The sequence below is a fragment of the Chitinophaga filiformis genome, assembly GCF_900102545.1.
GTDB lineage: Bacteria > Bacteroidota > Bacteroidia > Chitinophagales > Chitinophagaceae > Chitinophaga > Chitinophaga filiformis.
Window position 1 is genome coordinate 1,095,269 of sequence record NZ_FNBN01000002.1, and the last position, 26,159, is coordinate 1,121,427.

The following is a 26,159-nucleotide window of genomic DNA, read 5'->3' on the forward strand; positions in this document are numbered from 1 at the left end:
AAACGGGTTAAAATGGTGTTGCCTGAAGCTAATAAATTATAGCTAATTTTATGCTGGTAAGATCAAGATTATAACAACATGAAGCGGCATTCCTTTCCAGACAGTCCATTCCAGATACAGCTGAGTTTTTTCCATATTGTTGAAGAACTGGAAAAACAGGCGTCCGGGCCGGAGGGAGAATCATCCATCCGGGCAAAAGCCTTGCTGGCCGAAGTAGCGCAATGCCCTGAACTGGTAGAAGGCCTGACCACCTATGAGCAGATCGAGAAGAACCAGGATCTCATTCATCGCCTGCTGGCCAGTTACTTTCCACAGGAATTGACCATGAATGAAATCAAAGCGATCAATCTTCCTTATACAGATCTTATCTTCAATCATACCGAACGTTTTAAGAATATACTCAAAGCGGCAGGACCCGACTTTTCATTCAACATCAGGGATTTTGATGCACACCAGTTCTATGTACTCAGCTGCTGTCTTATCCTGAATGAATTCTATGGTACAACGCTTGATTTCAGCAGACCATTGTTTTATGACATCCCTACGGCAGATGGCGTCATTAAACACTACCGGATATTATACAATGCCGATTACCTGGATATCGTACCTACCGAAAGGGCGGTTACACTAACTGCTGATGATATAGACCTTTTACTGAACAGCTATGAGGATCTTGCCCTCTGGCAATCAAAATTCCCGAAGGAAAGCTGGATCCTGAAGGGCTTTGCCATTATGACCCTGTATGATGCCACGGTAGAGAATGCTGTGTCCATCTTCAAGGAGAGATTACTGGGTTTGAATGCCGCAGGTTTTGAAGAAAACATGCAATCCATCTTCCGCTCCATTTACCGTATACCTGATATAAAGGTCGGTTTTACACTTTACAACCAGGAGGAAGACCAGTTTACCGCCAGTGATCCTTTCAGCCAGTATATGACCAGTTTCATTGTGCAGGGACAAAGCCATAAGGAGGCCCACATGTTATTGTGCTCCAGCTCCTATAACTGCCTGGTAAAAAAGAAGGAATACTTTGCCATTTCTGATGTGAGCGAATTTGTGGCATCCGATCCGGAGAATATGCTGGGTAATTACTTCCACCAACAGGGGATCAAAAGCTTTATACTGGCGCCCGTGGTTAAAAACGGGCAACTGTTAGGCGTACTGGAACTGCTTTCTCTCCGCACCAAAGAACTGAACAGCATCAATGCGAACAAGCTGGAAGTAGTCATGCCCTTCCTCACAGATACGATGGAAAGGCTGCTGGTAGAACTACAGAACGAGGTGCAGGCCGTCATACAGGAGAAATATACAGCCATTCACAGCAGTGTATACTGGAAGTTCAGGGAAGAGGTGCAACAGCTGATCGCCCACCGGGAGACTGGGAAAGATTATGAACTGCAGGAGATCGTATTTCCGGACGTATACCCGCTGTATGGACAGATCGATATTAAAGGCTCTTCAGAGGTGCGTAATGCCAGTGTACAGCAGGATCTGCAATTACAAATTAAGACACTCTGCTCCTTAATAAAACAGCTAAGTAATCCGGCATATGCAATGGCGGGAGAAGAGGCTTCCGGCAGGACTCAGACAGCAGATGCTCCTTCCCAGCAGACAGATATCTTCCGGGAGGTACAGGAGCAGTTACGGGAATACCTGGTTGAATTGACTTTTCCTTTGAGAGCGGGTACGGAACAATATGTCACCGCTTACCTGAACAATGAAGTGCATCCGCTTTTACAACGTTATGCCACCGATCACCGGGTGCAGGCCTACTTCGCTGAAACTGACAAGGAAAAAGGCAGCTTCCATCTACAACGGCGGAAGTATGAAACAACCATTTCCACTATCAATAATAAGTTGTCTGATGTGATTGACCGGAATCAGACCATTGCCCAGGTATTGTTCCCTCACTACTACGAGCGGTTTAAGACGGACGGTATAGAACATAACCTGTATATAGGGGCCTCCATCTCTCCTAAACTGCAGTTCAGTCTTCAAAAGCTGTACGACCTCCGTTTATGGCAGTTAGAGACGCTTTGCGAAATGGAAATAGCGCATCATCGGCTGAAAGCCGAACTCCCCTATCCCCTGGATGTTACCTCCCTGATCCTCGTGTACAACGCCACGATCGCCATCCGGTTCCGGATGGACGAGAAAAGGTTTGATGTGGACGGGAGTTATAATGCGCGGTTTGAGATCGTGAAGAAACGGATAGACAAGGCCTTTATTAAAGATACTACTGAGCGGATCACCCAGTCGGGGAAGATCACCATCGTTTTTTCCAGCGATATGGAAGCTCAGGAATACCTCCGATATATTAAGACCCTGCAATCACGTATGATACTGGGAGACGATATTGAACAGTTTGATATAGAGGATCTGCAGGGGGTATCGGGATTAAAGGCGATCCGGGTAAACATTGTTCATTAACCGCCCTGAAACGACACTATCCTACAGCAATTGCCATAGGATAGTGCTTGTAATGGAGGAGTAATTAACCAGTATGTATTATAGGGTCACCCAGGAATGTAGTATTAGTAGGTAAACTTCTCCCAGCCCTGGATAGTAGGACGATTGCAGGTCATTGCCTGTACACCGTTTTCGGAAGAAACATAAGCGCCGTTATTACCACGCAGAGAGAAGGTACCATCGCCGTTGTCAATCCAGTCGAATTTCTCCCAATCCTGGATGGTAGTACGATTACAGGTGATTGCCTGAACGCCGTTTTCAGAAGACACGTATTTACCCATGCTCTGAAGCGCTACTTTACCACCACCAGCATCAACGATGGTGAATTGTTCCCAACCCTGAGCAGTAGGACGATTACAGTTCATTGCCTGCGTACCGTTCTCGCCGCTCACGAAAGAACCGTTGTTACCTTTGATAGAGATAGTAGTGCCTATCGGCGCACCGCCACCAGGTGTCTGGGTAATGTTATATACCCTTACATAATCCACCAGCATAGAAGCAGGCAGCGCCGCATCATTGATGTTATTGCCTGGCAGGTTACCACCTACGGCAACGTTCAGGAGGATAAAGAACGGTGCATGGAATTCTTCTGTACCGTTGATGTTATTCTGAATGTTTGCAACGTTGTATTCGGCACCATCTACAAACCAGTGAATAGAGGAAGCATCCCATTCTATTGCATAAACGTGGAAGTCAGTCACAGAGGTCGTGGTACTGCGGCTATAATAAGTATACGCCGTGTTCCACCAGTGGATAGTACCCAGCACAGTGTTGCTGGTGTTTACCTGTTCCATAATGTCGATCTCACCACAAGCCGGCCAGCCAGCGCCGGTGCTGATACTGTTGCCCAGCATCCAGAAAGCAGGCCATAAGCCCTGTACACCTGGCAGTTTGATACGGGCTTCGATACGGCCGTATTGTGTAGAGAATTTACCGTTACTGTTCAGACGGCCGGAGGTATAAGGCTGTCCCTGTACAGTTTCTTTACGGGCAGTGATCACCAGGTTACCGCCGGTAACGGCTACGTTCTGGGTTTGATAGAACTGCTTTTCGTTGTTTACGCCCAGGTTACCATTTTCATACCCCCATTTGTTGGTATTCAGGCTGGTACCGTCAAATTCGTCAGACCATACCAGCTGATAAGACTTAGCTGCTACAGCACCTACGGTCTTGTCATTGGCAGAGAGTTTTGGCGTTTGTCCGGCCTGGTTTTCTTTTGTACAGGATGTTACGGCGGTGGCCAGCAACAGGAGGCTCAGGAGCCCGGAGAAGGTTTGTTTTTTCATAGTTTTAAGAAATTCCGGTTTTCATTGTTCCCGCATACAGCATTCTTGCTACCGGAATGGGTGACAACCCAAGGTCCATCCGTAGACAGGAAAATGTTATAACGCGGAAACAGGTTATTTAAAGGATCAGGGCAAAGATGGACTTAATTTTCATGTCCCCTCATTTCAGGGCTACGTCTAATCTACTACAAGACAAAGACAGACGATTGATTATCAATAAACATTCTTTACGTCAGCACTACTTCAAACCATAATATTCATATTTTTAGTAAAACGTTATGGAAAATGAACAAGCTTATTTTGCTTGTACTGTCTATCCTATGGACAAGTGATAACCTGGCACAACAGATCATTGGTTTACCACCTATTGTCAACTATACCCGGCAGCAATACCCGGGAAGCGGACAAACATGGGACCTGGACATCGACAGAAATGGTATCCTTTATTTCGCCAACAATGAAGGGCTGATGACCTTTAACGGTCATTCCTGGAAACTGCTACCAGTTCCCAATCATACCCGGCTGCGCTCTGTGAAGGTGGATAAAGACGGACGTATCTATGTAGGCGCACAGGACGATTTTGGGTACTACCTGGCAGATGCAGATGGCGTATTACGTTATACCTCCCTCAAACCAGCCGTCAGGGACCGGAAGGATCAGTTTGCGGATATCTGGGACATCGTCTTTTATAATGGCGGCGTCTTTTTCAGGGGTAGCACCAAGATATTTTATTATGACCATCACAATTTGCATATATATCCTGGCACCATGCAATGGCAGATGTTATGCCGCGCCAACAACAGATTATATGCCCAGGATGCGAGTAAGGGGCTGATGCAATTCAAAGACAATACCTGGCAACCAGTCTGTAAGGAAGTTGCTGACCGGCACTTACTGATCAGAGAGATCATAGGAACGGCCAAAGGGAATGACAATGACACCCTGTTGGTGTGCACTTTGAAAAATGGCATTTTCAAATTACACCAGGGACGCCTCTTCCCTTTTACAAGTAATGCCACCCCTATTTTCATCCAAAACCAAATTTATTGCGTACGCCCCTGGGGAGACAAACAGCTGCTGATCGGGACCTCCTACGGCGGCTGTTATATTATACACCGGGAAACAGGAGCGCTGATCCAGCGGTTTACCGTGGCCGAAGGGCTACAACATAACGGTGTGCTCAAGATCTTTACCGACCCCGGAAAGAATATCTGGCTGACACTGGACAATGGCATTGATATGATACGGTATAATACCGCCATCAAACAGATCCTGCCTGATAATAAACGTTATCTCACCACCTACGGAGCTACCGTCTTTGACAAACAATTGTATATCGGTACTTCGGATGGTGTATTCAGTACTCCCCTGGGCGAACAGCGGGACCTCAGCTTCCTGGAGAGCCATTTCCGGCAGATAGACAATACCGCCGGACAGGTATGGAGCATTGCGCAGGTAGAGCATCACCTGCTGATGGGGCACCATGAGGGGGCTTTTGAGATCAGGGGTGGCACCGCCGTTCCTTTGTCCAGACGGACGGGGTGCTGGTTATTCCAACCGCTGTCGTCTTACCTGGTAGCAGGCTGTTATAACGGATTGCAAGTAATGCGTAAGGAAGGAAACGGCCTGTCGGCCGGACGACCGGTAAAGGGATTGTTTGAGTCCTTCCGCTTTCTGACGGTGGAAGACGACAGCATCATCTGGGCGTCCCATCCATACCGGGGCGTATTCCGCATGTACATCGACAAGGATACGATGTTGCGGTATACATTATACACCCAAAAGAACGGCTTACCGGCAGACTACAACAATTTTGTGTTCAGGATCAAGGGCAGGATGATTGTAGCTACACAGGCAGGTGCATATGAATATGACGCAGCCATGGACCGGTTTGTTCCCTCCCACTGGCTGTCGCCCATTCTGAAAGATGCCAGCGTTCAATACCTGTCGGAAGATGCATCAGGGAATATCTGGTTCATTTCTGATAAGATGCCCGGCGTGATAGATTTTCACAAACCTGTACCGGAGCATGCGTATAGCATCGTGCATTTCCCGGAACTAAAAGGACAGATCGTCAATGGCTTTGAGTTCCTGTATCCTTATAATGATGAGAATATTTTTGTAGGGGCAGAAAAGGGCATGTTCCATATTAACTATAAACATTACCGGCAGACAAGAGAGCAACCGCTGGTGCTCATTAGTCAGGTAAGCGCCCATGGAAAGGCGGACAGTCTGCTATTCGGCGGATATCATCCCCTGGGAAAACATTCTTTCAAAACAATGCCCAATGCCTTTTCCGGTTTCCATTTCGAATATGCGTCGCCGGTATATAGTCAGGGTAATACTATTGAATACAGTTATAAGCTGGCTGGTTTTGATCAGCAATGGAGCGAGTGGTCTGTTAAAACAGAAAAGGATTATACCAACCTGCCTTATGGTTACTATACCTTTTCAGTAAGAGCAAAAGACAACCTGGGCAACGTATCCCCGGCTGCTGCGTATTCCTTCCGCATACAGCCGGCCTGGTATCAGACTACACTCGCCAGAAGCGGATATGTACTACTGGGATTAGCTGTATTGTTGGGGGCTTATATTTCACAGAAAAGAAAATTTGTAAGACAGCAACGCCGCTACCAGCAGAAACAGGAGCAGCTGATATTGCGGCATAAGTTTGAAAAAGAACAGCGGGAAAAGGAGCTGATCAGTCTTCAGAATGAGAAACTCACCACAGAGGTCCGCTTTAAGAATAAAGAGCTGGCTACTGCCACGATGTATCTGCTGCACCGGGGCAAAGTGTTATCGAATATTAAAGAGGAATTACTGGTGGCAATAAAAAAGATAGACCCGCCTGACAACCTATTTAAAAAAGTATTAAGGCTCTTTGAGGAAGCAGAAAATAATGACGAAGACTGGGAGCAGTTCTCCCGGCACTTCGACGAGGTGCACAACAATTTCCTGTTTACACTGAAGCGCAAATATCCTGATCTGAGCACAACCGATCTCAAGCTCTGCGCTTATCTGCGCATTAATCTCACTACGAAAGAAATAGCCCAATCGCTGGGTATTTCTGTCAGGGGTGTGGAGACCAGCAGGTACCGGTTGCGGAAGAAACTGGAGCTGCCGGCAGATACCAGTTTATATGATTTCCTGATAGCTGTAACGGGCGCGCCCAACGAATGAGGACGTTTTGTGAAAACCGTTTTGTTCCCCGGGGTTGAACCCCGCGCTACAAACAAGGCCGCTCCTACGGAGCTGATCGTAGCGAATGATATCGTTTTGTTGAATGCTGTGGCCTTGCCCCGGTTTTCAACTTGATACATGAAAACCAATGGGAAACGGTTATATTTGTGTTTTACGCCTTTACCACAATTGTCATTGCCAGAATCTATTGTTCATATACGGATAGCAGAAGAAGAGGAAAGAAATTTACTCGAAAATGTTGCAGCTGGTGACTGGCAGGCCTTTACGCGCCTTTACGAAGCATATTCTCCTCTTATATTGCATTACCTGCAGGTGTACCTGGCAGACAAACATGATGTCGAAGAAATAGGCCAGGAAGTATTCCTGAAGGTCTGGAAGAAAAGGGAACTGCTTGTAACAGTACGTTCTTTTAAGAATTATGTATTCATCATGGCCAGGAATGCGCTCAATGACTTCCTGAAGGCCCAGCAGGCATTAATACAGAAACAGGCAGGATACAGCAAGGATTATGTACAGCCACATTACAGTGCAGACGATAAGCTGATCACTGACCAATACGAATCCATTGCCCGTACAGCCCTGGATACACTCCCCGAAAAGCAACGCCAGATCTTCCTGCTGCGTACAAGAGATGAAATGACCATACAGGAAATTGCAGATATGCTGGGCATGTCTGTAGGCGGAGTACATAAATCACTACAACAGGCTACTACCTACCTCAAAGACTACCTGGCAAAGAACGGCATTAGCTTTACCCTCCTTCTTCTCATACTCTTTTTTCAGCCCTGAGCACTTTTTTTAAAATTTCTTACTGTCCCGGTGAAAATTCGGATTCATCTACCGTCTTTATACGTATATGTCATATATGAATATATCTGAGGCCATAATACACGTTACGAAACTGGCGGAAGGAAAGACAGTTACAGCCGAGGAAACAGCCGAATTCCGGCAATGGTTTCTCGGGGAAGCGAGTGAAGAGGAATTGCAACAACTGGCAAGTGCACATGAAGCGGTACTGATGGAGGTACAGGAGCCCGTCTATGATAATAAAGAGATTGTCAATAATATATATAGCCGGCTGACGGCCTACTACCAGGCAGAAGTAAGTGCCATGGCAGAAAGTAACAGACAGGAAGCTACTATCAGCAGGATCAGGAAACGTAATTACTGGTGGGCCGCGGCGGCTTCCTTACTTGTAATAGGAGGCAGTGCCATATGGTTAATGCGTACACAACAACCTAAACCGGCAGTCATAGCAGAAAGTGCTGTGCTGGAACCGGGTGGTAACAAAGCAATTCTGACACTGGCAAATGGCCGGCAAATTATACTGGATAAGCAGGCAAACGGCAACATTGCCGTGCCGGGTGGTATTACGATCATTAAAGCAGATAGCGGCGCTATCGCTTATATGAGGACAGGGGACAATGTTCAATACCACACACTGTCCACTCCGCGGGGTGGACAGTTCCAACTGACACTACCAGATGGATCAAAGGTTTGGTTGAATTCGGCCTCATCCATACGCTATCCTACGGCATTCACCGGATCTGAGAGAAAGGTGGAAATGACCGGAGAAGGATATTTCGAGGTTGCCCCTGACGCCGCCAAACCCTTTACCGTGAAAGCGGGCAGACTTGATGTACATGTATTGGGCACAGGTTTCAACATCATGGCTTATGCCGACGAAAATGCCATCCGTACAACGTTGGTAAGCGGATCGGTAAAGGTGACGGCAGGCGATGCAACAACAGTACTGACGCCCGGCGTACAGGCCAGTCTTACACCGGAGGGACAGACATTTAAAACATCCAGGCCAGACCTGTCTGAAGTACTGGCATGGAAGAACGGGCAGTTCCGTTTCAACCGGACAGGTATTAAGAACATCATGCGACAGGTGGCCAGATGGTATGATGTAGATATACGTTATGAAGGGAACGTTGACAATATAGAGTTCCAGGGCATCTTATCCCGTAAGGTAACTGCCAAAGCATTGCTGGAAACACTGGAGGCGACAGGAGAAGTGCATTTCAGGATTGAAGGAGATCATATCAGTGTAATACCAGGACCGAAAAAATAATTATAGGGGAACAGAACAATAAAATCAGGTTAAGCATTTCTTGACACCATCAATCAAACATCTAAACATCAACAACCAATCAGCGTATGTAGAAAACAGGAAAACAACCATCAGCATCAGCACAGAACAATGAACAGCTGTAGTAAGTCCTTGGTAAAAAAGGCAGGGCCTCAACTGCAATTGAGGTCCTGCCACAGGACTACTTCATTAATGTCTCTTACGTCATTTAATCAGTAAATCCCTAAATGTACAAGTATGAAAAATATTGTACCTGGCAAAGGTATGCCAATTCCTTTTTCAAAAATTGTCATGATTATGAAATTAGTCATCCCGCTTATCCTTGTGGCGGTGCTTCACGTGAGTGGATCCACCTATGCGCAGAAGGTGACGATAAGCAAAAAAAAGGCGGCGCTGGCAGATATTTTTAAAGCCATCAGTGAACAGACAGGGCGCGAATTCCTCGCCAGCCCTAGCCTCCTGGCTAATACTCATCCGGTGGATATTAACGTAAAAGATCAGGAGATCAGCGAATTCCTGCCATCCTTACTCGCCAAACAAGGGCTTGTTTATTCCATCCTCAATAATGTGATTGTCATTACCAGGGACCCCAAATCATTTCTCCCGGTAGCGCCGGTAACTGTCGCAGTTGCCGATCCTCCCAAGCTGGTGAAGGGATGGGTTGTCGATCTCTCGGGAACAAGACTGCCCGGAGCAACAGTGCTGTTAAAGGGCTCCCGCAGAGGTACAACAACTGATGCCAGCGGGTATTTTGAACTAAAGGTGGACGATGGTATGGAGAATGCAGAACTGACCATCACCTATACAGGATACCTCGTAAAAACGACTACGGTAAGTCTTAAGAATCCGACATTCATCTATCTGAAACCTTCCACCAGTGAACTGGACCAGGTACAGGTGATTGCTTATGGTACGACTACCAAACGTCTCAGTACCGGTAATGTGGCAACTGTTACGGCAGCAGATATTGCTAAAAACCCTGTGAGCAATCCTCTGCTGGCCTTATCAGGAAGGGTATCCGGCCTGGTGATCAACCAGACGACTGGTATGCCGGGAGGCGCTGTGAGTGTGCAATTGCGCGGAACGAATTCAATTGCGAAAGGGAATGACATTCTCTATATTATTGACGGAGTGCCATTCAAAGGAGGTACTGCCGGTTCAGTGAACAGTGCACTGGCACAGGGCAACCTGCTTGACCTGGTGAACCCTGCAGATATTGAAAGTATTGAGGTGTTGAAAGATGCCGACGCTACCTCTATTTATGGCTCCCGTGGTGCAAACGGCGTGATCCTGATCACGACCAAAAAGGGAAAGCCAGGACGTACCCAGGTGAATCTTACCGCCTATACCGGTATTAGTAAGATCACCCGTATGCCGGAATATATGAACCTGCAGCAATACCTGCAGATGCGTCATGAAGCATTCGCGAACGATAATGCAAAACCCGGCTTTCTTGACTATGATGTGAATGGCACCTGGGATACCACCCGGTATACAAACTGGCAGAAACTAATACTGGGAGGCAATGCACATACTTCAGACGTGCAGGGAAGTATAACAGGCGGAACAGACAATATCCAATACCTGGTTGGTGGTGGTTATCACCGCGAAACACCGGTTATGCCAACAGATGGCGCACTGAAAAAAGGGTCTGCTCATTTCAGTATTACCGGCACCAGCAACGACAGAAGATTAAGTATAAACGCGGGTGGGTTGTATGTATCCAATACAAACAATATTACGCCGCTTGATCCTACATTCAACATCAGGAATCTTGCGCCGGATGCGCCTAAAGTGTATAATCCGGATGGAACACTTAACTGGGAAAACGGCACCTTCGATAATCCGTTTGCAGCCCTGCAGCAACCATACCTGGGGCGTGCCAATCATCTGAACGGGAATGTGACGATTGGCTATAAGGTGATCAAAGGAATGAATGTAAAAGTAGCAGCAGGCTATGAGAATGTGGTACAGCGGGAATATGTAGGCAATCCCCTCTCCATTTCCAATCCTTACAGGTCAGCAGGAGCGGTAGCCTCTGCCAGATACAGGAATGGCACTAACAACAGCTGGAACATAGAACCACAGATCACCTATAACTTCGGACTTGGTAAAGGCAATTTTGAGACATTGCTGGGGGCTACCTTCCGGCACGAACGGAACGACAACCTGACTCAGAGAGGAGTAGGCTATGCCAGTGATGCATTGCTGCAAAATCCACAGGCGGCAGCTACCATTACTGTTGAAGATTTTGGCGACAATGAAAATAAATATACGGCCACTTTCGGCAGGGTAAAATACAACTGGGCCAATAAGTACATTCTTACTTTAAACGGACGTTACGATGGTTCCAGCCGTTTTGGCCCTGACAGCAGGTTTCACTTCTTCTGGTCTGCCGGCGGTGCATGGATCTTCACAGAAGAAAAGGCAATAAAAGAGCTGGTACCATTCATGAGCTTTGGTAAATTGAGAGGTAGTTACGGTACCACCGGTAATGATAATGTCGGAGACTATGCCTTCCTGGATCTTTACAAATCTTTAGGTTTCAGCTACCAGGGCGATAAAGGATTACAGCCAACGGCCCTGTTCAACCCGGATCTGGCATGGGAAGCTACCCGTAAAATAGAAGGCGCTATTGACCTTGGTTTCCTGAACGACAGGATATTGGTTACCGCTTCTTACTATAAGAACCGCAGTAATAATCAGTTGCTTCCTTACCAATTGTCGGCCGTAACAGGCTTCGGTTCTATTCAACGTAACCTGCCTGCCTTGGTTCAAAACACAGGATGGGAATTTGAACTGCATACCACCAATATAAAAAGCAAGCACTTCGAATGGAGTAGTTTCCTGAATATATCATTACCACGTAATAAGCTCAATGAATTTCCGGGATTAAGCCCTAATGATCCAAACTTCATGATCGGTAAACCGCTCGGCATTACAAGGGTATACCAGTATGCGGGGGTAGATCCTCAGACAGGCACCTACAGGTTCATCAACAGTGAAGGTAAGAGTGTGCCGACGCCTGACCAGCGGATCGCCTTTATTGATCCGACAGTGAAATATTTTGGAGGTTTCCAGAACTCTCTCCGTTACAAAAACTGGACGCTCGATTTTCTGTTCCAGTTTGAACAGCACGTTGTTAAAAATCCATTGCTGAATGGTTTATACCCTCCTGGTTTTATGGGTAATCAATTGGTAAATGTTGCGCTGGACCGCTGGCAGAAACCAGGAGATATAAAGGACATTCCGAAGTATGGTCAGAACATTTTCAGCTACCTGGGCTGGGGATTATATGCGAGGAACAGTACACTGGCATATTCTGACGCTCCTTTCCTGCGCCTGAAGAATGTTTCCTTCTCTTACCAGCTACCATCAAAATGGCTGCAGAAGATACATCTGCAACAGGTAGCCCTGTTTGCACAGGGTCAGAACCTGCTGACTTTCACGAAAAAGGAATTCCGTGATTTCGATCCGGAATCCGGAGGTCTCAACCTGTCGCCGATGAAGACATTTACCGGTGGTATTAAAGTAAACTTATAAAAAGAGTAACCATGATATTCCAATATAAATCGTTCCGTTACCTGTATACTGGTCTGCTGTTCCTGGCAGTCGGTACGGGCTGTAATAAAGCAGTGGAGATCGATCCGCCGACGTCAAAGATCATAAGTGAACAGGCCTTTGCGGGCAATGCGTCGGCGACTTCTGTCATGACAGGTCTATACAGTTCCATGATCAGCGATAGAGGACTCGTAAGTGGCATCAATAGCATCAGTATGCTGGAAGGAATGGCAGCCGATGAAATCAAAAACTACCTGCCGGCTACCATGGGTAGCACATTACAGGAGTTTTATACCAACACTTACAATGTTAGCGTCAGCTATTTCTGGGATGAATTCTATGAGCGTTTATATACCTGTAACGTTACTATTGAAGGCGTTACTGCGTCCAAAGGACTTTCGGAGCCTGTTAAACAGCAATTACTGGGAGAAGCAAAATTCTTACGTGCGCTTATCTATTTCTATGCAGTGAATACCTATGGCGATGTGCCGTTGGCGCTGACCACCGATTACAGGGTCAATAATACACTATCGCGCACGCCAAAAGAACAGGTATATGCGCAGATCATTGCCGACCTGAAAGATGCGCAATCCCTGATGGGAGAAGCCTATTTCAGAGGTATTACGCCCGGCACCACAGAAAGGGCACGTCCTAACAAACTGGCTGCAACAGCACTATTGGCGCGCGTTTATCTTTACCTGAAAGACTGGGCCAATGCAGAAGCGCAAGCCACTGCCGTGATCAACAATGGCGTTTATCAACTGGAACAGGACCTTAATAAAACGTTCACTTCAACGAGTAAGGAAGCTATCTGGTATCTGCTGACAGTAGATCCGATTAACTATGCGACTTACGATGCGCAGGCATTCATTCCGTTCACAAATCCGCCGGGTGTCACTCCTAATTTGCCCGGGGCACTCACTACATCACTGGTGAACAGTTTTGAACAGGGAGACGCACGTCGCGATAAATGGGTAGGCACGTTTGTCGCCAACGGCAACACTTATTACTATCCTTTCAAGTACCAGAAAAACCCAAGCGGTACACCTGAAGCACTGATCGTGCTACGCCTGTCGGAGCAGTACCTGATACGTGCTGAAGCGAGGGCACAACTGGGAAATATCACAGGGGCAGGCAGTGCACAGGCAGACCTGGATGCCATCCGTGCCAAAGCATTGCTGCCAGGTACCACCGCTACCGATAAAGACGCGATGCTGGCAGCCATTGCGCAGGAACGCAGAATAGAACTGTTCACCGAATGGGGACACCGCTGGTTCGACCTGGTACGTACGGATAAGATAGACGAGTTAATGACTGTACTTGCTCCGCAGAAAGGCAGCGTATGGGTGCCGAGCCATAAGGTGCTGCCCATACCGTTTGGCGAGACGCAGCTTAATCCGAATATCAAACAGAATCCCGGTTATAGCAACTAAGAGACACAACCTTGTCATAACCTTGCCATATCCATATCCAAAAAGGAAAGCCATGCCAACAATTTAAAACACACTATTACCGATGAAATCTGCAACCGCAAGCATCATGCTTGGTATGCTATGCACCGTGGCCATTGCATTACCGGCAGCCGCACAGAAACAACAGAAAGGTAAAGATACGACCGCCATAAAAAAAGACAGTGTGGCTGCCGCTTTGGCCAAATTGGCCTTACCGGCAAAACCGGACGCGCTAAAGCCTTATAAGGAAGTCGTCCCGCCTGGTACCATTACCACCAGCGGACTGTTTAAAGTACATAAGTCAAATGACAAATATCTCTTCGAGATACCCGATTCATTACTGGGCAGAGATATGCTGGTAGTGGGCAGGATCGCCAAGGGTTCCTCCGAGTTCCGTTTCATGCTGGGTACTTACTCCGGCGATCAGATCGGTGAGAAAGTGATCCGTTTTGAGAAAGGCAATGGTAATAAGATCATGCTGAAGACCATCTCATATAAGGAACGCTCCGCGGATAGTTCGGCCAATGGATTGTACCGCTCACTGCTGAACAATAACCTGCAATCTATACAGGCCGTTTTTAGTATCAAAGCCATCAACGATAGTGCAAAGAGTAGTGTGATAGAGGTAACGGATTATGTGAACTCAGACAACTCCATCCTGTTCTTCGACCCGGCGCTCAGGAATTTTATGGGCCTGGCGATGATGGCGCCTGACAGATCTTACATAGAGGACATCCGCTCCTACCCGATGAATGTGGAAGTAAAAACGGTACGTACTTACAATTCCAGGCCTTTCCCTAATGGAGAAACCAGAACGTACAGCTTTGAGCTGAACAGCTCTATTGTACTACTGCCGGCTACACCTATGCAGCCCCGCTTCTTTGATCCACGGGTTGGTTTCTTCGCGGATGAATACATCAACTTCGACGCTAATTCACAGGGTGTAAAAAGTGAAAGTATGATCTGGAAATGGCGGATGGAACCGAAAGAGGAAGACCTTGAAAAATATAAACGGGGTGAGTTGGTAACACCTAAACACCCGATCGTCATTTACATCGATCCACTGACGCCTAAGAAGTGGGTGCCTTACCTGATGGCAGGTATCAACGACTGGCAGACAGCGTTTGAATCAGCAGGGTTTAAGAATGCGATCATGGCTAAAGAAGCTCCTACCGACGACAGTACCTGGAGCATTGAGGATGCCCGTCACTCTGTACTGGTATATAAACCCTCAAATATTGCCAATGCCATGGGCCCCAGTATTAAAGACCCACGCACAGGCGAGATCCTGGAAACGCATATCAGCTGGTATCACAACGTGATGGATGTATTATACAAATGGTATTTCATACAGGCAGGCGCTATTGATAAAAGAGCGCAGGCGCCGCAGCTGCCTGATTCGCTCATGGGTGAGCTGATCCGCTTTGTGTCTTCCCATGAAGTAGGACACACCCTGGGATTACGGCATAACTGGGGCGCATCTTCTACTGTACCCGTGGATAGTCTTCGCAGTAAACAGTGGGTAGAAGCACATGGGCATACGCCTTCCATTATGGACTATGCACGTTTTAACTATGTAGCACAACCTGAAGATAACATCGGCGTAAAAGGCATATTTCCCCGCATTGGTGAATATGATAAGTGGGCGATTGAATGGGGATACAAACTGGTGCCCGACGCTAAAAGTGCAGCAGAGGAAACAGCTGTACTGAACAAAAGAGTGATAGACAAACTAGCATCAGGGAAACAATATTTCTTCGGTATTGAAAGAGTGCCTAATGATGCGAAAACACAATATGATCCAAGGAATCAGCGTGAGGACCTGGGCGATGATGCCATGAAGGCCAGTGCCTATGGTATTGCCAATCTGAAACGAATAGAAAAACACCTGATGGAGTGGACGCGTCAGCCTGATAAAGATTATTCGAAGGCGGGCGAGATGTACATCGAGATCGTGAAACAGTTTGATCTCTATATGGGCCATGTGGCATCGCAGGTAGGTGGTATACTCACCACTCCCAGGACGGTGGAACAGGCAGGCCCTGTGTATGAATTTCCTTCGAAGAGCAAACAACAAAGAGCAGTGGCATTCCTGAATGAACAGCTTTTTGCTACTCCTTCCTGGCTGGATGATAAACAACTGGCCTCTCTGACAGCTACAGATTTTTCTGCCGTGACTACTATTCAGAAAAAAGTATTGATGCAGTTGCTGGCTCCCGACCTGATAGAGCGATTAAATACACAGGAAGCTTTTGATGCATCAAAGGCTTACACCGCAGCACAACTCCTGCATGATCTGAAAGCAGGCATCTTCTCTGAATTAGCAGCGCATAAAGCGACAGATGCTTATCGTCGTGGCCTGCAGCGTGTATATGTGGAGAGTTTGCTGGCGGTACTGTCGCCTACAGCAAGGATCAGCAAAGACAGTGATGTTACGCCACTGATGAGGGCACATGCGAAAGAACTATTGAACGCTATAAAAACCGCCATCCCAACGATGACAGATGTTACAACCCGCAATCATCTGCAAGACCTTTACGAAAGGCTGGACAACGGGTTGTATCCTAAAAAGTAATTATTTCTCAGGGCTAAATATGTGGTAAAGAGCATATGAGCTCTATTAGGTGTAAACATGAAACGTGCGATGTCTATCGCACGTTATTTCTGTAAGTAGTAAGTATCAGTAGCCGGCGCTCATAGGGGCGCCGGTTTTTCAATGTAGCCTGCAGCGCAGTGACTTTCAGGATAAAAATGCCTACCGGTTCTCCCCCGCAATTGTTAAATTGATATTCTATTTGCCACGTTCACGTTAACTTAAATTTCATCGTATGAAGAACCCAAATTACCCAACTACAAAGTTGAAAAAGAGCCCATTACTTGCAGCTGTGCTCTGTCTTTCACTTTTGCCATTTGCGACCCATGCCCAGCGACAACTTGTCTGGGAGGAGAATTTCAACACCGCCACGCTTAATCCGCAGACATGGACCTACGAAACAGGCGATGGCTGTAACAAAGGAAATTGCGGCTGGGGGAATGCCGAGTTGGAATATTACACCAACCGTGCTGAAAACGTAAGAATTGAAAATGGCACGCTCATCATTGAAGCCCGCCGGGAAACCATGGGCGGTAAGCCTTTTACATCCGGGCGTATCAAGACCGCAGGACGTGTATCTTTCCGTTATGGCTCGCTCGAAGCCAGGATTAAGGTGCCTAATGTAGCCAATGGCTTATGGCCTGCTTTCTGGCTGCTGGGTGCTACAGGTGGTACCTGGCCACACAATGGAGAGGTAGACATTCTTGAAATGGGATTTGCCGGCGCCCTTGCTGAGGGCCGGGCCAACAGGACCGTCAGTGCCGCTACACACTGGTGGACAGAAAACCCGGGAGGATATACGGGACATGCTACCTATGCCAAGGATAGTATCCTTCAGAGTACCTCACTGAATGATGCTTATCACCTTTACAAACTGGAATGGGATCCGCAGTTCCTGACTATCTTCCTTGACAACAGTCCTTATTACAGGATCGACATCAGCGGAACAAATGGATTCGATGCCTTCCGTAATCCCTTCTACATCATCCTCAACCTGGCAGTGGGAGGTAACTATCCCGGCATTACATCCGCAGCAGGAGTGACGGCTCCCCTACCCGGCCGCATGGAGGTTGACTACATCAAACTGTACCAGGATATCACACAGGGAGAAGAGCTCATTTTAGGCTCTAATAACGCACCCGAAGGTAATTATGGCATCTTTACCGACAATACTTCAGTAAGCGACAAGGTGACCTTCGGACAGGGCGCTAATCTCTTTCTCTGGAACAACATCACTAACATCACACCGTCACCTGCGCCATTTGAAGGCAGCAATGTATGGGCATTTCATGCCAACGCAGGTACCTGGTACGGCCTGGGCGTAGCCTGCGATATTAAAAACATGAGCAACTATGCAGGCGGTAGTCTGAAGTTCCATATGAAGACGACCTCCACGGCGCCATTTAAGGTAGGTATTGCTTCCGACGGTGCAGAAGGCTGGGTGAATTTTACCGGTACGAACGAACATGGACTGGTAAGAGACGGTCAATGGCATGAAGTGACCATTCCTGTCAGTGAGTTCGGTGCACTGGACCTTATGCAGGTTACACAGCTGTTCATGTTCTCCGGCGACGCACCTGCAGCAGCGGCTGACTTCTACTTTGATAACGTCTATTACACTGGTGGTGTGTCTGACAATCCGGCGCCCAGGGTTACTATCACCAATATTGCCGAAGAAGCTGTATACACTACACCAGCGTCTATCGCTATTCAGACCAATGCGAATGATCCCAATGGCACTATCACTAAAGTAGATTTCTTCAATGGATCTAAGTACCTGGGAACAGTTACCTCCGCGCCATTTAATTATACCTGGCAGACATCTACCCCGGCTATTGCCAAACTGATTGCAAAAGCGACAGATAATCAGAACAAGACCACTACTTCCAAACCTGTTACCGTACTGGTAGCAGCGCCGGGTAATACAGCCCCCCAGATCAGCATCACCTCTCCTACTGCCGGCACGCCATACAGAAGGCCAGCCAAAGTGGTGATCAATACCAATGTATCTGACAATGGCCTGATCTATAAGGTGGAGTTCTTTAATGGCAGCACATTACTGGCTACCCTTACACAGCCGCCTTTTAGTTATACCTGGGAGAATGTACCGCAGGGTACCTATACCATCACTGCCAAAGCTACTGACAATGGCAAATTGAGCACCACTTCTGCCCCTGTGACCATTACCGTGCAGGATAACAAGATCCTGTCCAACAGGTATGGCGTATACAGTGAAAATGCTTCCATTACAGATAAGCTGACCTATGGTCTGGATGCTAATCTCTATGTATGGAATAACCTGACCACTATCAGCGGCGCAGCGCCTTATGAAGGATCGCAGGTAATGGGCTTTACCGCGGCAGCCAATAACTGGTTTGGCTTAGGCGTAGCAAACGATGTGCGCGACCTGTCACATTTCAGCAAAGGGTTCCTCAAGTTCCATTTCAAAACCAGTTACCAGGGTTCCTTCCGATTCAGTGTTATTTCCCAGAACGGGGAACAGGCCATTCAGTTTACCGCGGGTGAACAGAAATTAGGGCTGATCAGGGATGGGCAATGGCATGAAGTGACTATTCCTGTCAGCTCATTGACCAATGTGAATCTCGCTACCATTACCCAGGCCTTCACATTTTCCGGCGATGCTCCTGCAGCTGCTGCGAGCTTCTATATCGACAATGTGTATTATGTTACTCCGGATACCGTCGTAACGCAAACTAACCTGGCGTTGAATAAACCGGCTGTCATTTCTTCTTATGAGAATGCAGTCTTCGGCGGTAATAATGCAGTGGATGGCAACATTAATACCCGCTGGTCCAGCGCCTTCAGCGATCCACAGTGGATAAGGGTAGACCTTGGAGCGGATTACAACATCAACAGGGTGAAGATCACCTGGGAAACAGCAGCAGGGAAAGACTATATCGTGCAGGTATCTAATGACACTGTGAACTGGTCGCCGCTGCGAACAGTGACCAACAACAATGTACTTGTAAATGACTATACCGGTCTGACAGGTCATGGGCGTTATCTCCGGATATATGGTACGGCGAGAACTACGCCGTATGGTTATTCTATTTTTGAACTGGAAGCATATGGTTCATTATACACCGGGGCAGCTTTGTTAGGCAGTTCAAATGCGGCAGAAAAAACGCAGTCTGCATGGAAGGCTAATCTCTATCCGAATCCTGTTGTAAATGACAGGGTACAACTATTCAGTAGTGAAGGCGTGAAACAGATAAGAGTAGTTGATTTAAACGGACGTTCATGGTCTACACAATTATCACAGGAAGGTAAAATCTCTGGTACTTATAATGTTGATGTAAGTCGTTTACCGGCGGGTGTATACTTCATTCAGCTGAGGAACCAGGCGCATAAGACCTTATTACTGAAATTCATTAAACAATAATCTACAATCAGTTAAGCAGTTGATACGTTTACCTAACGGTGATAGGTAAACGTATCAACTATTTTTTGAGATAGTATACTAAGCTGGTCTACTTGTATTAGTACAACTATAAAAGTTCATTTACGGATAATGTAAGTATCAAACTTATGTTGTAAATTTCGTTGTCAAAAAAACAAAATAACCTTATCCTGTATTTTATTTATCACTCCCTAAACCATATTCGAAACCATAACACGTCAATAATCACAATCTAGTTTTCAACAAAAAACCATTTAAACACAATGAAGAAAAACCTGCTGCTTAGGTTTCACAAGCATCTGTTAACGGCATGCTGTGGAATCGGTATGTTCCTGGCGTGCACAAACAGTGCTTACAGCCAGTTGCCAACTGGTTTTACCCAGAAAAGATTAACCGACAACGTTATCAATGAAGCGACCGCACTGGCGCATGCGCCGGATGGCAGAATCTTTATCGCAGAACGCGGAGGTAACGTTAAAGTGTTCCTGAACGGAACCCTCACTACTGTGCACACCGCGCAGACCGTTACCGATGCTGAACAGGGATTACTGGGTATTACTCTGCATCCGCAGTTTGCATCCAATGGTAAGTTTTACATTTTCTACACCAATCCTGAAATGACGCGACATTACCTGGACGTTATTACGATCACTTCTGGCAACCAGGTAACTTCCGTTACCCGTGTAATGGAATTTGATCCGATCATCAACGGTGCTCACAATGGTGGTGCGCTATTGTTCCGCCAGGGGCTGCTGTATGTTGCTGTAGGAGAAAGTAACTCCTCCGTTGAATCTCCCAAACTGGATACTTACCGTGGTAAGATCCTGCGTTTGACAGATGACGGTCAGCCTGCACCAGGCAACCCTTATTATGATGTACCAGGCGCAAGCCGTCAGCAAAGAAGCATCTGGGCTCGTGGTATGAGAAACCCATGGAAAATGGCGCTCGACCCGGTATCTCAGAGAATCTTCGTAATGGACGTCGGCGGCGACTATGAAGAGATCAATGATGTTACCACTCCTGATGCCAGCAAAGGCTATAACTATGGCTGGAGCCAGGATGGTAAAACAGGTAACCAACAGGCTGCAGGTACTATCACAGCAGCATATTACTACGACCATAGCGATGATAAGGGCGGATGCGCCATTACATCCGGTGTGTTCTTTAATCCGCCTGCTACTAACTATCCACCTGAATACCGTAACAAGTTCTTCTTCACCGACTGGTGCAGGGACTGGTACAGATTTGTGGATGTTAACAACCTGACACCGGCATCTCAGTATACGGAGTTTGCGCCAAAAGGTTTCACACGTATTTTAGGTACAAGTGTTGGCCTTGATGGCAACATTTACTATGTAAGTTACGCTACAAGTGGTGCTTTATGGAGAATTGAATACAATAATAATCAGGCTCCGACTATCGTTAACCAGCCGGTAAGCGCAACAGTTACTGCAGGTGATCCTGTACAGTTTTCGGTGAGCGCTTCAGGTGGTATCCCGATGTCATTCCAGTGGCAGAAAAATGGTGTGAATATCCCGGGTGCAACCGAGGCTACTTTCTCTATTGCACAAACCGCGCAGGCCGACTCAGGCCTCTACCGTTGTGTAGTGATCAATCATATTGACACAGCTATCAGTACTGCGGCAAAACTGACTGTACTGCCTTTCAACGCAAGACCAGTTCCACACATCAGCGCACCAACCGGTGACGTTAAATGGAGCGTAGGTACTGTAATCAACTTCTCCGGTACTGCTACTGATACAGAAGATGGTACATTGCCGGCATCTGCGTACCGCTGGGAACTCCGTTTCTTCCATAAGGATACCGAAACCAGCGAGCACTGGCACCCTGGTCCTACCCTGCCTGCCGGCATCAAGTCAGGCTCTTTCACTGCGGATAACCTTGGTGAGTCCTCTCCAAATATCTGGTTCAGACTGCTCCTGACCGTTACAGATTCCAATGGCCGTACAGGTGTCGACTCTGTAGATATCTATCCTAACAAGATACAGGCAACCGTAACTTCCAATGTTCCGGGTCTTCAGGTAGTATTGGGTAAAGAAGCTGCTACTCCATTTACCAAAACGATGGTAGTAAATGCGCTCACTACCCTGCAGGCTATCTCGCCTCAGGTGCTGGGAGATACTACCTATGCATTCGTATCATGGGCGCATGGCGGAGATACTTTACAATCTATCCGTGTTCCGGCAGTTAATACTACCTATTCTGTTACCTATAAGGCAACTGGTTCCCGTCAGAATCCTTTTCCTGCCGGTACTGCGCCACGTGCTATACCTGGCAAGATCGAGATCGAAGACTTCGATTCCGGTGGTGAAGGCATCGCCTATCACGATGAAAGTGCTGCCAACCAGGGTAATCAATACCGTACCAATGAAGGCGTAGACCTGGAAAACTGCTCAGAAGGCGGTTATAACATTGGTTACGTTAACAATGGCGAATGGTTGGAATACTCTGTTAATGTAACGATCGCAGGTAAATACACCTTTGCGGCACGCGTTGCCAATCCAGGTACTGCCAAAACCATGCATGTTGAGCTGGACGGCCAGAACATCACTGGTCCTGTTACCGTACCAACTACCGGTGGCTTCCAGGCATGGCAGACCGTTTCTGCTACGACGACTACAGCATTGCCTGTCGGCAACCACGTGGTACGTATCGTACTGGAAGCAAATGACTTCAACGTAAACTACTTCACTTTTGCGTTGGCTATCGGCAATGCGCCGACTGTAAACATCACCGCTCCTGCCAACGGCGAAGCATTCTTAAGTAACTCCGACATCCTGCTCAAAGCTGACGCAGCTGACACAGATGGTACTGTGAAGAAAGTGGAGTTCTTCCAGGGTGCTACCAAGATCGGTGAAGATACTACCAGCCCATATCAATACCTGTGGACAGGTGTACCTACCGGTGCTTACAGCATCACTGCAAAAGCTACTGACAACAACCAGATGACAACTACTTCTACTCCGGTTGCCATCAATGTAACGGCAGCTCCTGTTCAGAAGAACATCCCTGGCCGTATTGAGGCGGAAGATTTCGACGCGATGGACGGTATCGGTACAGAAGGTTGTGGGGATGTTGGTGGTGGCCAGAATATTGGCTGGGTTGGCACCGGCGACTGGATGGACTACAACGTAAACGTTGCTACCTCCGGCACCTATAACGTAGCCTTCCGCGTGGCCAGCGCTCCTGGTGGTGGTCAGCTGCAACTGATGTCAGGTACCAATGTGCTGACTACCGTTGACGTAGCTGCTACCGGTGGATGGCAGTCATGGGTAACCAGGACCGCTACCGTTACACTCACTGCAGGCAGACAAACGCTCCGCGTTTACGCTTCCCACGCTGACTTTAACCTGAACTGGTTCGAATTCAGCGTACCTGCACAGTCGCTCGCCATCAGCAAACCAGCTACGCAGGAACCAGTAGTGAAAGTGTACCCTAACCCGGTAACTAACCTCCTGACTGTAGGTAATGTGAAGAACGACGGCCTGTTCACCATCACGAATGCTGCGAATGCACAGACGATTACTATTAAAGCTGTGAATGGCATTCTGGATGTAAGTAAACTGGCTCCAGGTGTGTATGTTCTGAAATTTACCAATGCTGGTAAGCCTGTTGTGAAGAAATTTGTGAAGATGTAATCTTGATTTTAGATACTGAAAGCCGTCTCATTTTTTTGAGGCGGCTTTTTTATTTTGGAGTTTAGAATTATTTGTTTAGGTTTGCACCCCGTTAGAATGATTCCGTAGCTCAGTTGGTAGAGCAATACACTTTTAATGTATGGGTCCTGGGTTCGAGTCCCAGCGGGATCACGAAATTTTAAACGCTTCAAGTTCAAGGACTTGGAGCGTTTTTGTTTTTGGAGACTTGACGCAATAAGTTCGTTATCAATCTTTAAACTGTTCGAGTCTCAGGTGGTTGGACGCTAATTACAACTCAATTGGCCTGGCAGCGTTTCTAATTTTGTGACCTGTATTCGATAGGCGTCACCCCTGTGCTTTTCTTGAAAGCCCTTGTAAAATGTGCAGGATATTTAAACCCTAATTCGTAGGCTATCTCATTTATTGTCTTCTTATTATCCAATATTTTCTGTTTAGCCAATGCGATCATTTTTAATTGAATGTATTCTAACGCCGTTTTCCCTGTTTCCTTTCTTATCAAATCACCGAAATAGTTTGTTGAAAGATGGAATTGTAATGCGCAATAATTAACAGATGGTAAACCTATTGTTTGCGGTTTGTCTGATTGATAATAGTCATTCAGCAGCTTTTCAAACTGGACTAAAATATCACTGTTTAAATCATTACGGGTAATAAACTGCCGGTCATAGAAGCGGACACAATAATTTAGAAACAGTTCGATATTATCGACAATTAGCTTTTTGCTATGCTTGTCCACACCATGTTCCAGTTCGTAACTGATTTTATCGAAGCAATCCAATACAATTTTCCGCTCTTTCTCGGATAAGTGCAGCGCTTCATTTGACTGATAAGAAAAGAAGGTGTAATCATCAATATGCCTGCCTAAAGATGTACCTCGTATTAGGTCAGGGTGAAACAATAAAGCATAACCCTGAGGTTTATAATCTGTGTTTATATCCACATTAATAACTTGGCCCGCCGCAACAAATACCAATGTTCTATCCTGGTAATCATAAGTATGACGTCCATATTTCATATCTCCGCATATAACCTCCTTTAGGTATACTATATAAAAACCAAAATTCATTTTGGACGCATAGACTTCCGGTACTCTGCCATCAAAATCCATGATGCTTACCAGTGGATGTAAATTCTCCTTGTGGTAAAAGGCATCGTGTTCACTAACCGTCTCAATTCTTAGAATGTCCTTCATTTTGCTGTATTTAATCAATACAAATTTATCGAATATTTATCCCAAGCCATCCTGGCCGTTGATAATCAGTAAAAATGGTAGCACAATCCGTGGAATGTATAGAGTATATCCTTTATAAGGGCAGACATTTGTATTACAACTTTTAAATGCTATAGATGCACAATGAATAGAGATAATATTTTAATCATTAACACTAAAAACAACATCATGAGACCAATGGAAGGTAGGGTAGTCCTTATTACTGGCGCAGGACAGGGTATTGGATTTGCTGCGGCGAAGGCATTTGCAGAGGCTGGTGCATCAGTAGCATTGGCGGATTTAGGGGAAGATCTGGTAAATAAGGCAGCTGAACAGTTGAAAGTAGCGGGTTATAACACCCTGGCTATTGCTTGCGATGTTTCTGACGAGTCACAAGTGAAGGTAATGGTGGACAGAACTGTAGAAACATTTGGAAGGCTGGATGCAGCTTATAATAATGCTGGAATCCAGAATGTGCTTGCAGATGCAGCCGACCAGACGAGTGAAGATTTCGACAGGGTGATAAATGTAAACCTGCGCGGGGTATGGAACTGTATGAAATACGAACTACAGCAGATGCGTAAACAAGGCAGCGGTGCTATCGTTAACTGCTCGTCCATCGGCGGCATTTTAGGTGGTGCGCAAAGAGGAACGTACCATTCCGCCAAGCACGGTGTAATTGGACTTACGAAAAGTGCAGCATTGGAATATGCCTCAAAAGGAATACGTATTAATTCAATTTGTCCAGGCATCGTTCATACCCCAATGTTGGATGGTATGTTAAATGGAGGTCAGACAGAAGTGATTGATGCAATGTTAAAAGGAGTTCCAATAGGCCGTTTGGGACGCCCTGAAGAAATAGCCAACGCTGTACTTTGGCTTTGTAGTGATGCATCAAGTTTTGTAATCGGACACACTTTTGTTGTGGACGGCGGTTACAGTATTCAATAGATATTGCTGGACCTTGGCATATAAGAAAAGGTTTTATTCGATCAGATTTAACTGGAATATATGGGAAAGAAAAGCAGGCAATCATCGAGAAGAGCATTCATAGGGCAGGCCACTTTGGCCGGAGCAAGTATAGTCCTTGCCTTGCGACTGCCAACCATGGTAACCAATTTTTGTATAGGTTTGAAAAGCCTCTTTTGCATTAAAAATGTCCAGTCAGAAAACTACCGTTGCTAAATCAGTC

Annotated in this window: 13 protein-coding genes and 1 tRNA gene; 12 read left to right on the forward strand and 2 right to left on the reverse strand. The window is 46.6% G+C overall.

From position 1 onward, the window contains the following. Positions 1-78: 78 nt before the first annotated feature. Complete coding sequence (locus BLR32_RS10950; protein WP_089831518.1) at positions 79-2,430, forward strand: GAF domain-containing protein; 2,352 nt, start codon at positions 79-81, stop codon at positions 2,428-2,430. A 104-nt stretch (positions 2,431-2,534) separates the two neighbouring features. On the opposite strand, the gene BLR32_RS10955 is transcribed toward BLR32_RS10950, so the two are convergent. Next, positions 2,535-3,755: a family 16 glycosylhydrolase gene (locus tag BLR32_RS10955; RefSeq protein WP_089831520.1), complete on the reverse strand. Its 1,221-nt coding sequence runs from the start codon at positions 3,753-3,755 to the stop codon at positions 2,535-2,537. Between the two features lie 285 nt (positions 3,756-4,040). On the opposite strand from BLR32_RS10955, the gene BLR32_RS10960 reads away from it, so the two are divergent. The 9 genes from BLR32_RS10960 to BLR32_RS11000 all read left to right on the forward strand — a co-directional run bounded on the left by BLR32_RS10960 (position 4,041) and on the right by BLR32_RS11000 (position 23,907). Beyond that, a complete protein-coding gene (locus BLR32_RS10960; protein WP_089831522.1) occupies positions 4,041-6,935 on the forward strand; it encodes a triple tyrosine motif-containing protein in 2,895 nt (964 codons plus the stop codon). Between the two features lie 138 nt (positions 6,936-7,073). Continuing rightward, positions 7,074-7,745 (forward strand): RNA polymerase sigma factor, encoded by a 672-nt coding sequence (locus BLR32_RS10965; protein WP_089831524.1) that lies wholly within the window; start codon positions 7,074-7,076, stop codon positions 7,743-7,745. Positions 7,746-7,821: 76 nt separating this feature from the next. Next, complete coding sequence (locus BLR32_RS10970; RefSeq protein WP_176842235.1) at positions 7,822-9,033, forward strand: FecR family protein; 1,212 nt, start codon at positions 7,822-7,824, stop codon at positions 9,031-9,033. A 315-nt stretch (positions 9,034-9,348) separates the two neighbouring features. Next, positions 9,349-12,594 (forward strand): SusC/RagA family TonB-linked outer membrane protein, encoded by a 3,246-nt coding sequence (locus BLR32_RS10975; protein ID WP_176842236.1) that lies wholly within the window; start codon positions 9,349-9,351, stop codon positions 12,592-12,594. An 11-nt stretch (positions 12,595-12,605) separates the two neighbouring features. Next, a complete protein-coding gene (locus BLR32_RS10980) occupies positions 12,606-14,045 on the forward strand; it encodes a RagB/SusD family nutrient uptake outer membrane protein (RefSeq protein ID WP_089831530.1) in 1,440 nt (479 codons plus the stop codon). Between the two features lie 82 nt (positions 14,046-14,127). Further along, positions 14,128-16,638, forward strand: a complete 2,511-nt coding sequence (locus tag BLR32_RS10985) for a zinc-dependent metalloprotease (protein WP_089831532.1) — start codon at positions 14,128-14,130, stop codon at positions 16,636-16,638. Between the two features lie 253 nt (positions 16,639-16,891). Beyond that, positions 16,892-20,059, forward strand: coding sequence for an Ig-like domain-containing protein (locus tag BLR32_RS10990; RefSeq protein ID WP_089831533.1), 3,168 nt, complete (start codon positions 16,892-16,894; stop codon positions 20,057-20,059). Between the two features lie 281 nt (positions 20,060-20,340). Then, complete coding sequence (locus BLR32_RS10995; RefSeq protein ID WP_089831535.1) at positions 20,341-23,736, forward strand: carbohydrate-binding protein; 3,396 nt, start codon at positions 20,341-20,343, stop codon at positions 23,734-23,736. A gap of 98 nt (positions 23,737-23,834) precedes the next feature. Further along, positions 23,835-23,907 (forward strand) — tRNA-Lys (locus BLR32_RS11000). Positions 23,908-24,052: 145 nt separating this feature from the next. On the opposite strand, the gene BLR32_RS11005 is transcribed toward BLR32_RS11000, so the two are convergent. Beyond that, on the reverse strand, positions 24,053-24,949 hold the full coding sequence (locus tag BLR32_RS11005; RefSeq protein ID WP_089831537.1) for a helix-turn-helix domain-containing protein: 897 nt from the start codon (positions 24,947-24,949) through the stop codon (positions 24,053-24,055). A gap of 162 nt (positions 24,950-25,111) precedes the next feature. On the opposite strand from BLR32_RS11005, the gene BLR32_RS11010 reads away from it, so the two are divergent. Together BLR32_RS11010 and BLR32_RS34595 are read left to right on the forward strand one after the other, a co-directional pair. Then, a complete protein-coding gene (locus BLR32_RS11010; protein WP_245705397.1) occupies positions 25,112-25,918 on the forward strand; it encodes an SDR family NAD(P)-dependent oxidoreductase in 807 nt (268 codons plus the stop codon). A 60-nt stretch (positions 25,919-25,978) separates the two neighbouring features. Beyond that, positions 25,979-26,152 (forward strand): twin-arginine translocation signal domain-containing protein, encoded by a 174-nt coding sequence (locus tag BLR32_RS34595; RefSeq protein WP_089831539.1) that lies wholly within the window; start codon positions 25,979-25,981, stop codon positions 26,150-26,152. Positions 26,153-26,159: the final 7 nt, after the last annotated feature.

Bases quoted from the DNA above. Each gene is read 5' to 3' on its own strand.
- BLR32_RS10985 (WP_089831532.1), top strand. From the start codon at position 14,128: ATGAAATCTGCAACCGCAAGCATCATGCTTGGTATGCTATGCACCGTG.
- BLR32_RS10965 (WP_089831524.1), top strand. From the start codon at position 7,074: ATGAAAACCAATGGGAAACGGTTATATTTGTGTTTTACGCCTTTACCA.
- BLR32_RS10955 (WP_089831520.1), bottom strand. From the start codon at position 3,755: ATGAAAAAACAAACCTTCTCCGGGCTCCTGAGCCTCCTGTTGCTGGCC.
- BLR32_RS10990 (WP_089831533.1), top strand. From the start codon at position 16,892: ATGAAGAACCCAAATTACCCAACTACAAAGTTGAAAAAGAGCCCATTA.
- BLR32_RS10960 (WP_089831522.1), top strand. From the start codon at position 4,041: ATGAACAAGCTTATTTTGCTTGTACTGTCTATCCTATGGACAAGTGAT.
- BLR32_RS11005 (WP_089831537.1), bottom strand. From the start codon at position 24,949: ATGAAGGACATTCTAAGAATTGAGACGGTTAGTGAACACGATGCCTTT.
- BLR32_RS10970 (WP_176842235.1), top strand. From the start codon at position 7,822: ATGAATATATCTGAGGCCATAATACACGTTACGAAACTGGCGGAAGGA.
- BLR32_RS10995 (WP_089831535.1), top strand. From the start codon at position 20,341: ATGAAGAAAAACCTGCTGCTTAGGTTTCACAAGCATCTGTTAACGGCA.
- BLR32_RS10975 (WP_176842236.1), top strand. From the start codon at position 9,349: ATGAAATTAGTCATCCCGCTTATCCTTGTGGCGGTGCTTCACGTGAGT.
- BLR32_RS11010 (WP_245705397.1), top strand. From the start codon at position 25,112: ATGAATAGAGATAATATTTTAATCATTAACACTAAAAACAACATCATG.
- BLR32_RS10950 (WP_089831518.1), top strand. From the start codon at position 79: ATGAAGCGGCATTCCTTTCCAGACAGTCCATTCCAGATACAGCTGAGT.
- BLR32_RS34595 (WP_089831539.1), top strand. From the start codon at position 25,979: ATGGGAAAGAAAAGCAGGCAATCATCGAGAAGAGCATTCATAGGGCAG.
- BLR32_RS10980 (WP_089831530.1), top strand. From the start codon at position 12,606: ATGATATTCCAATATAAATCGTTCCGTTACCTGTATACTGGTCTGCTG.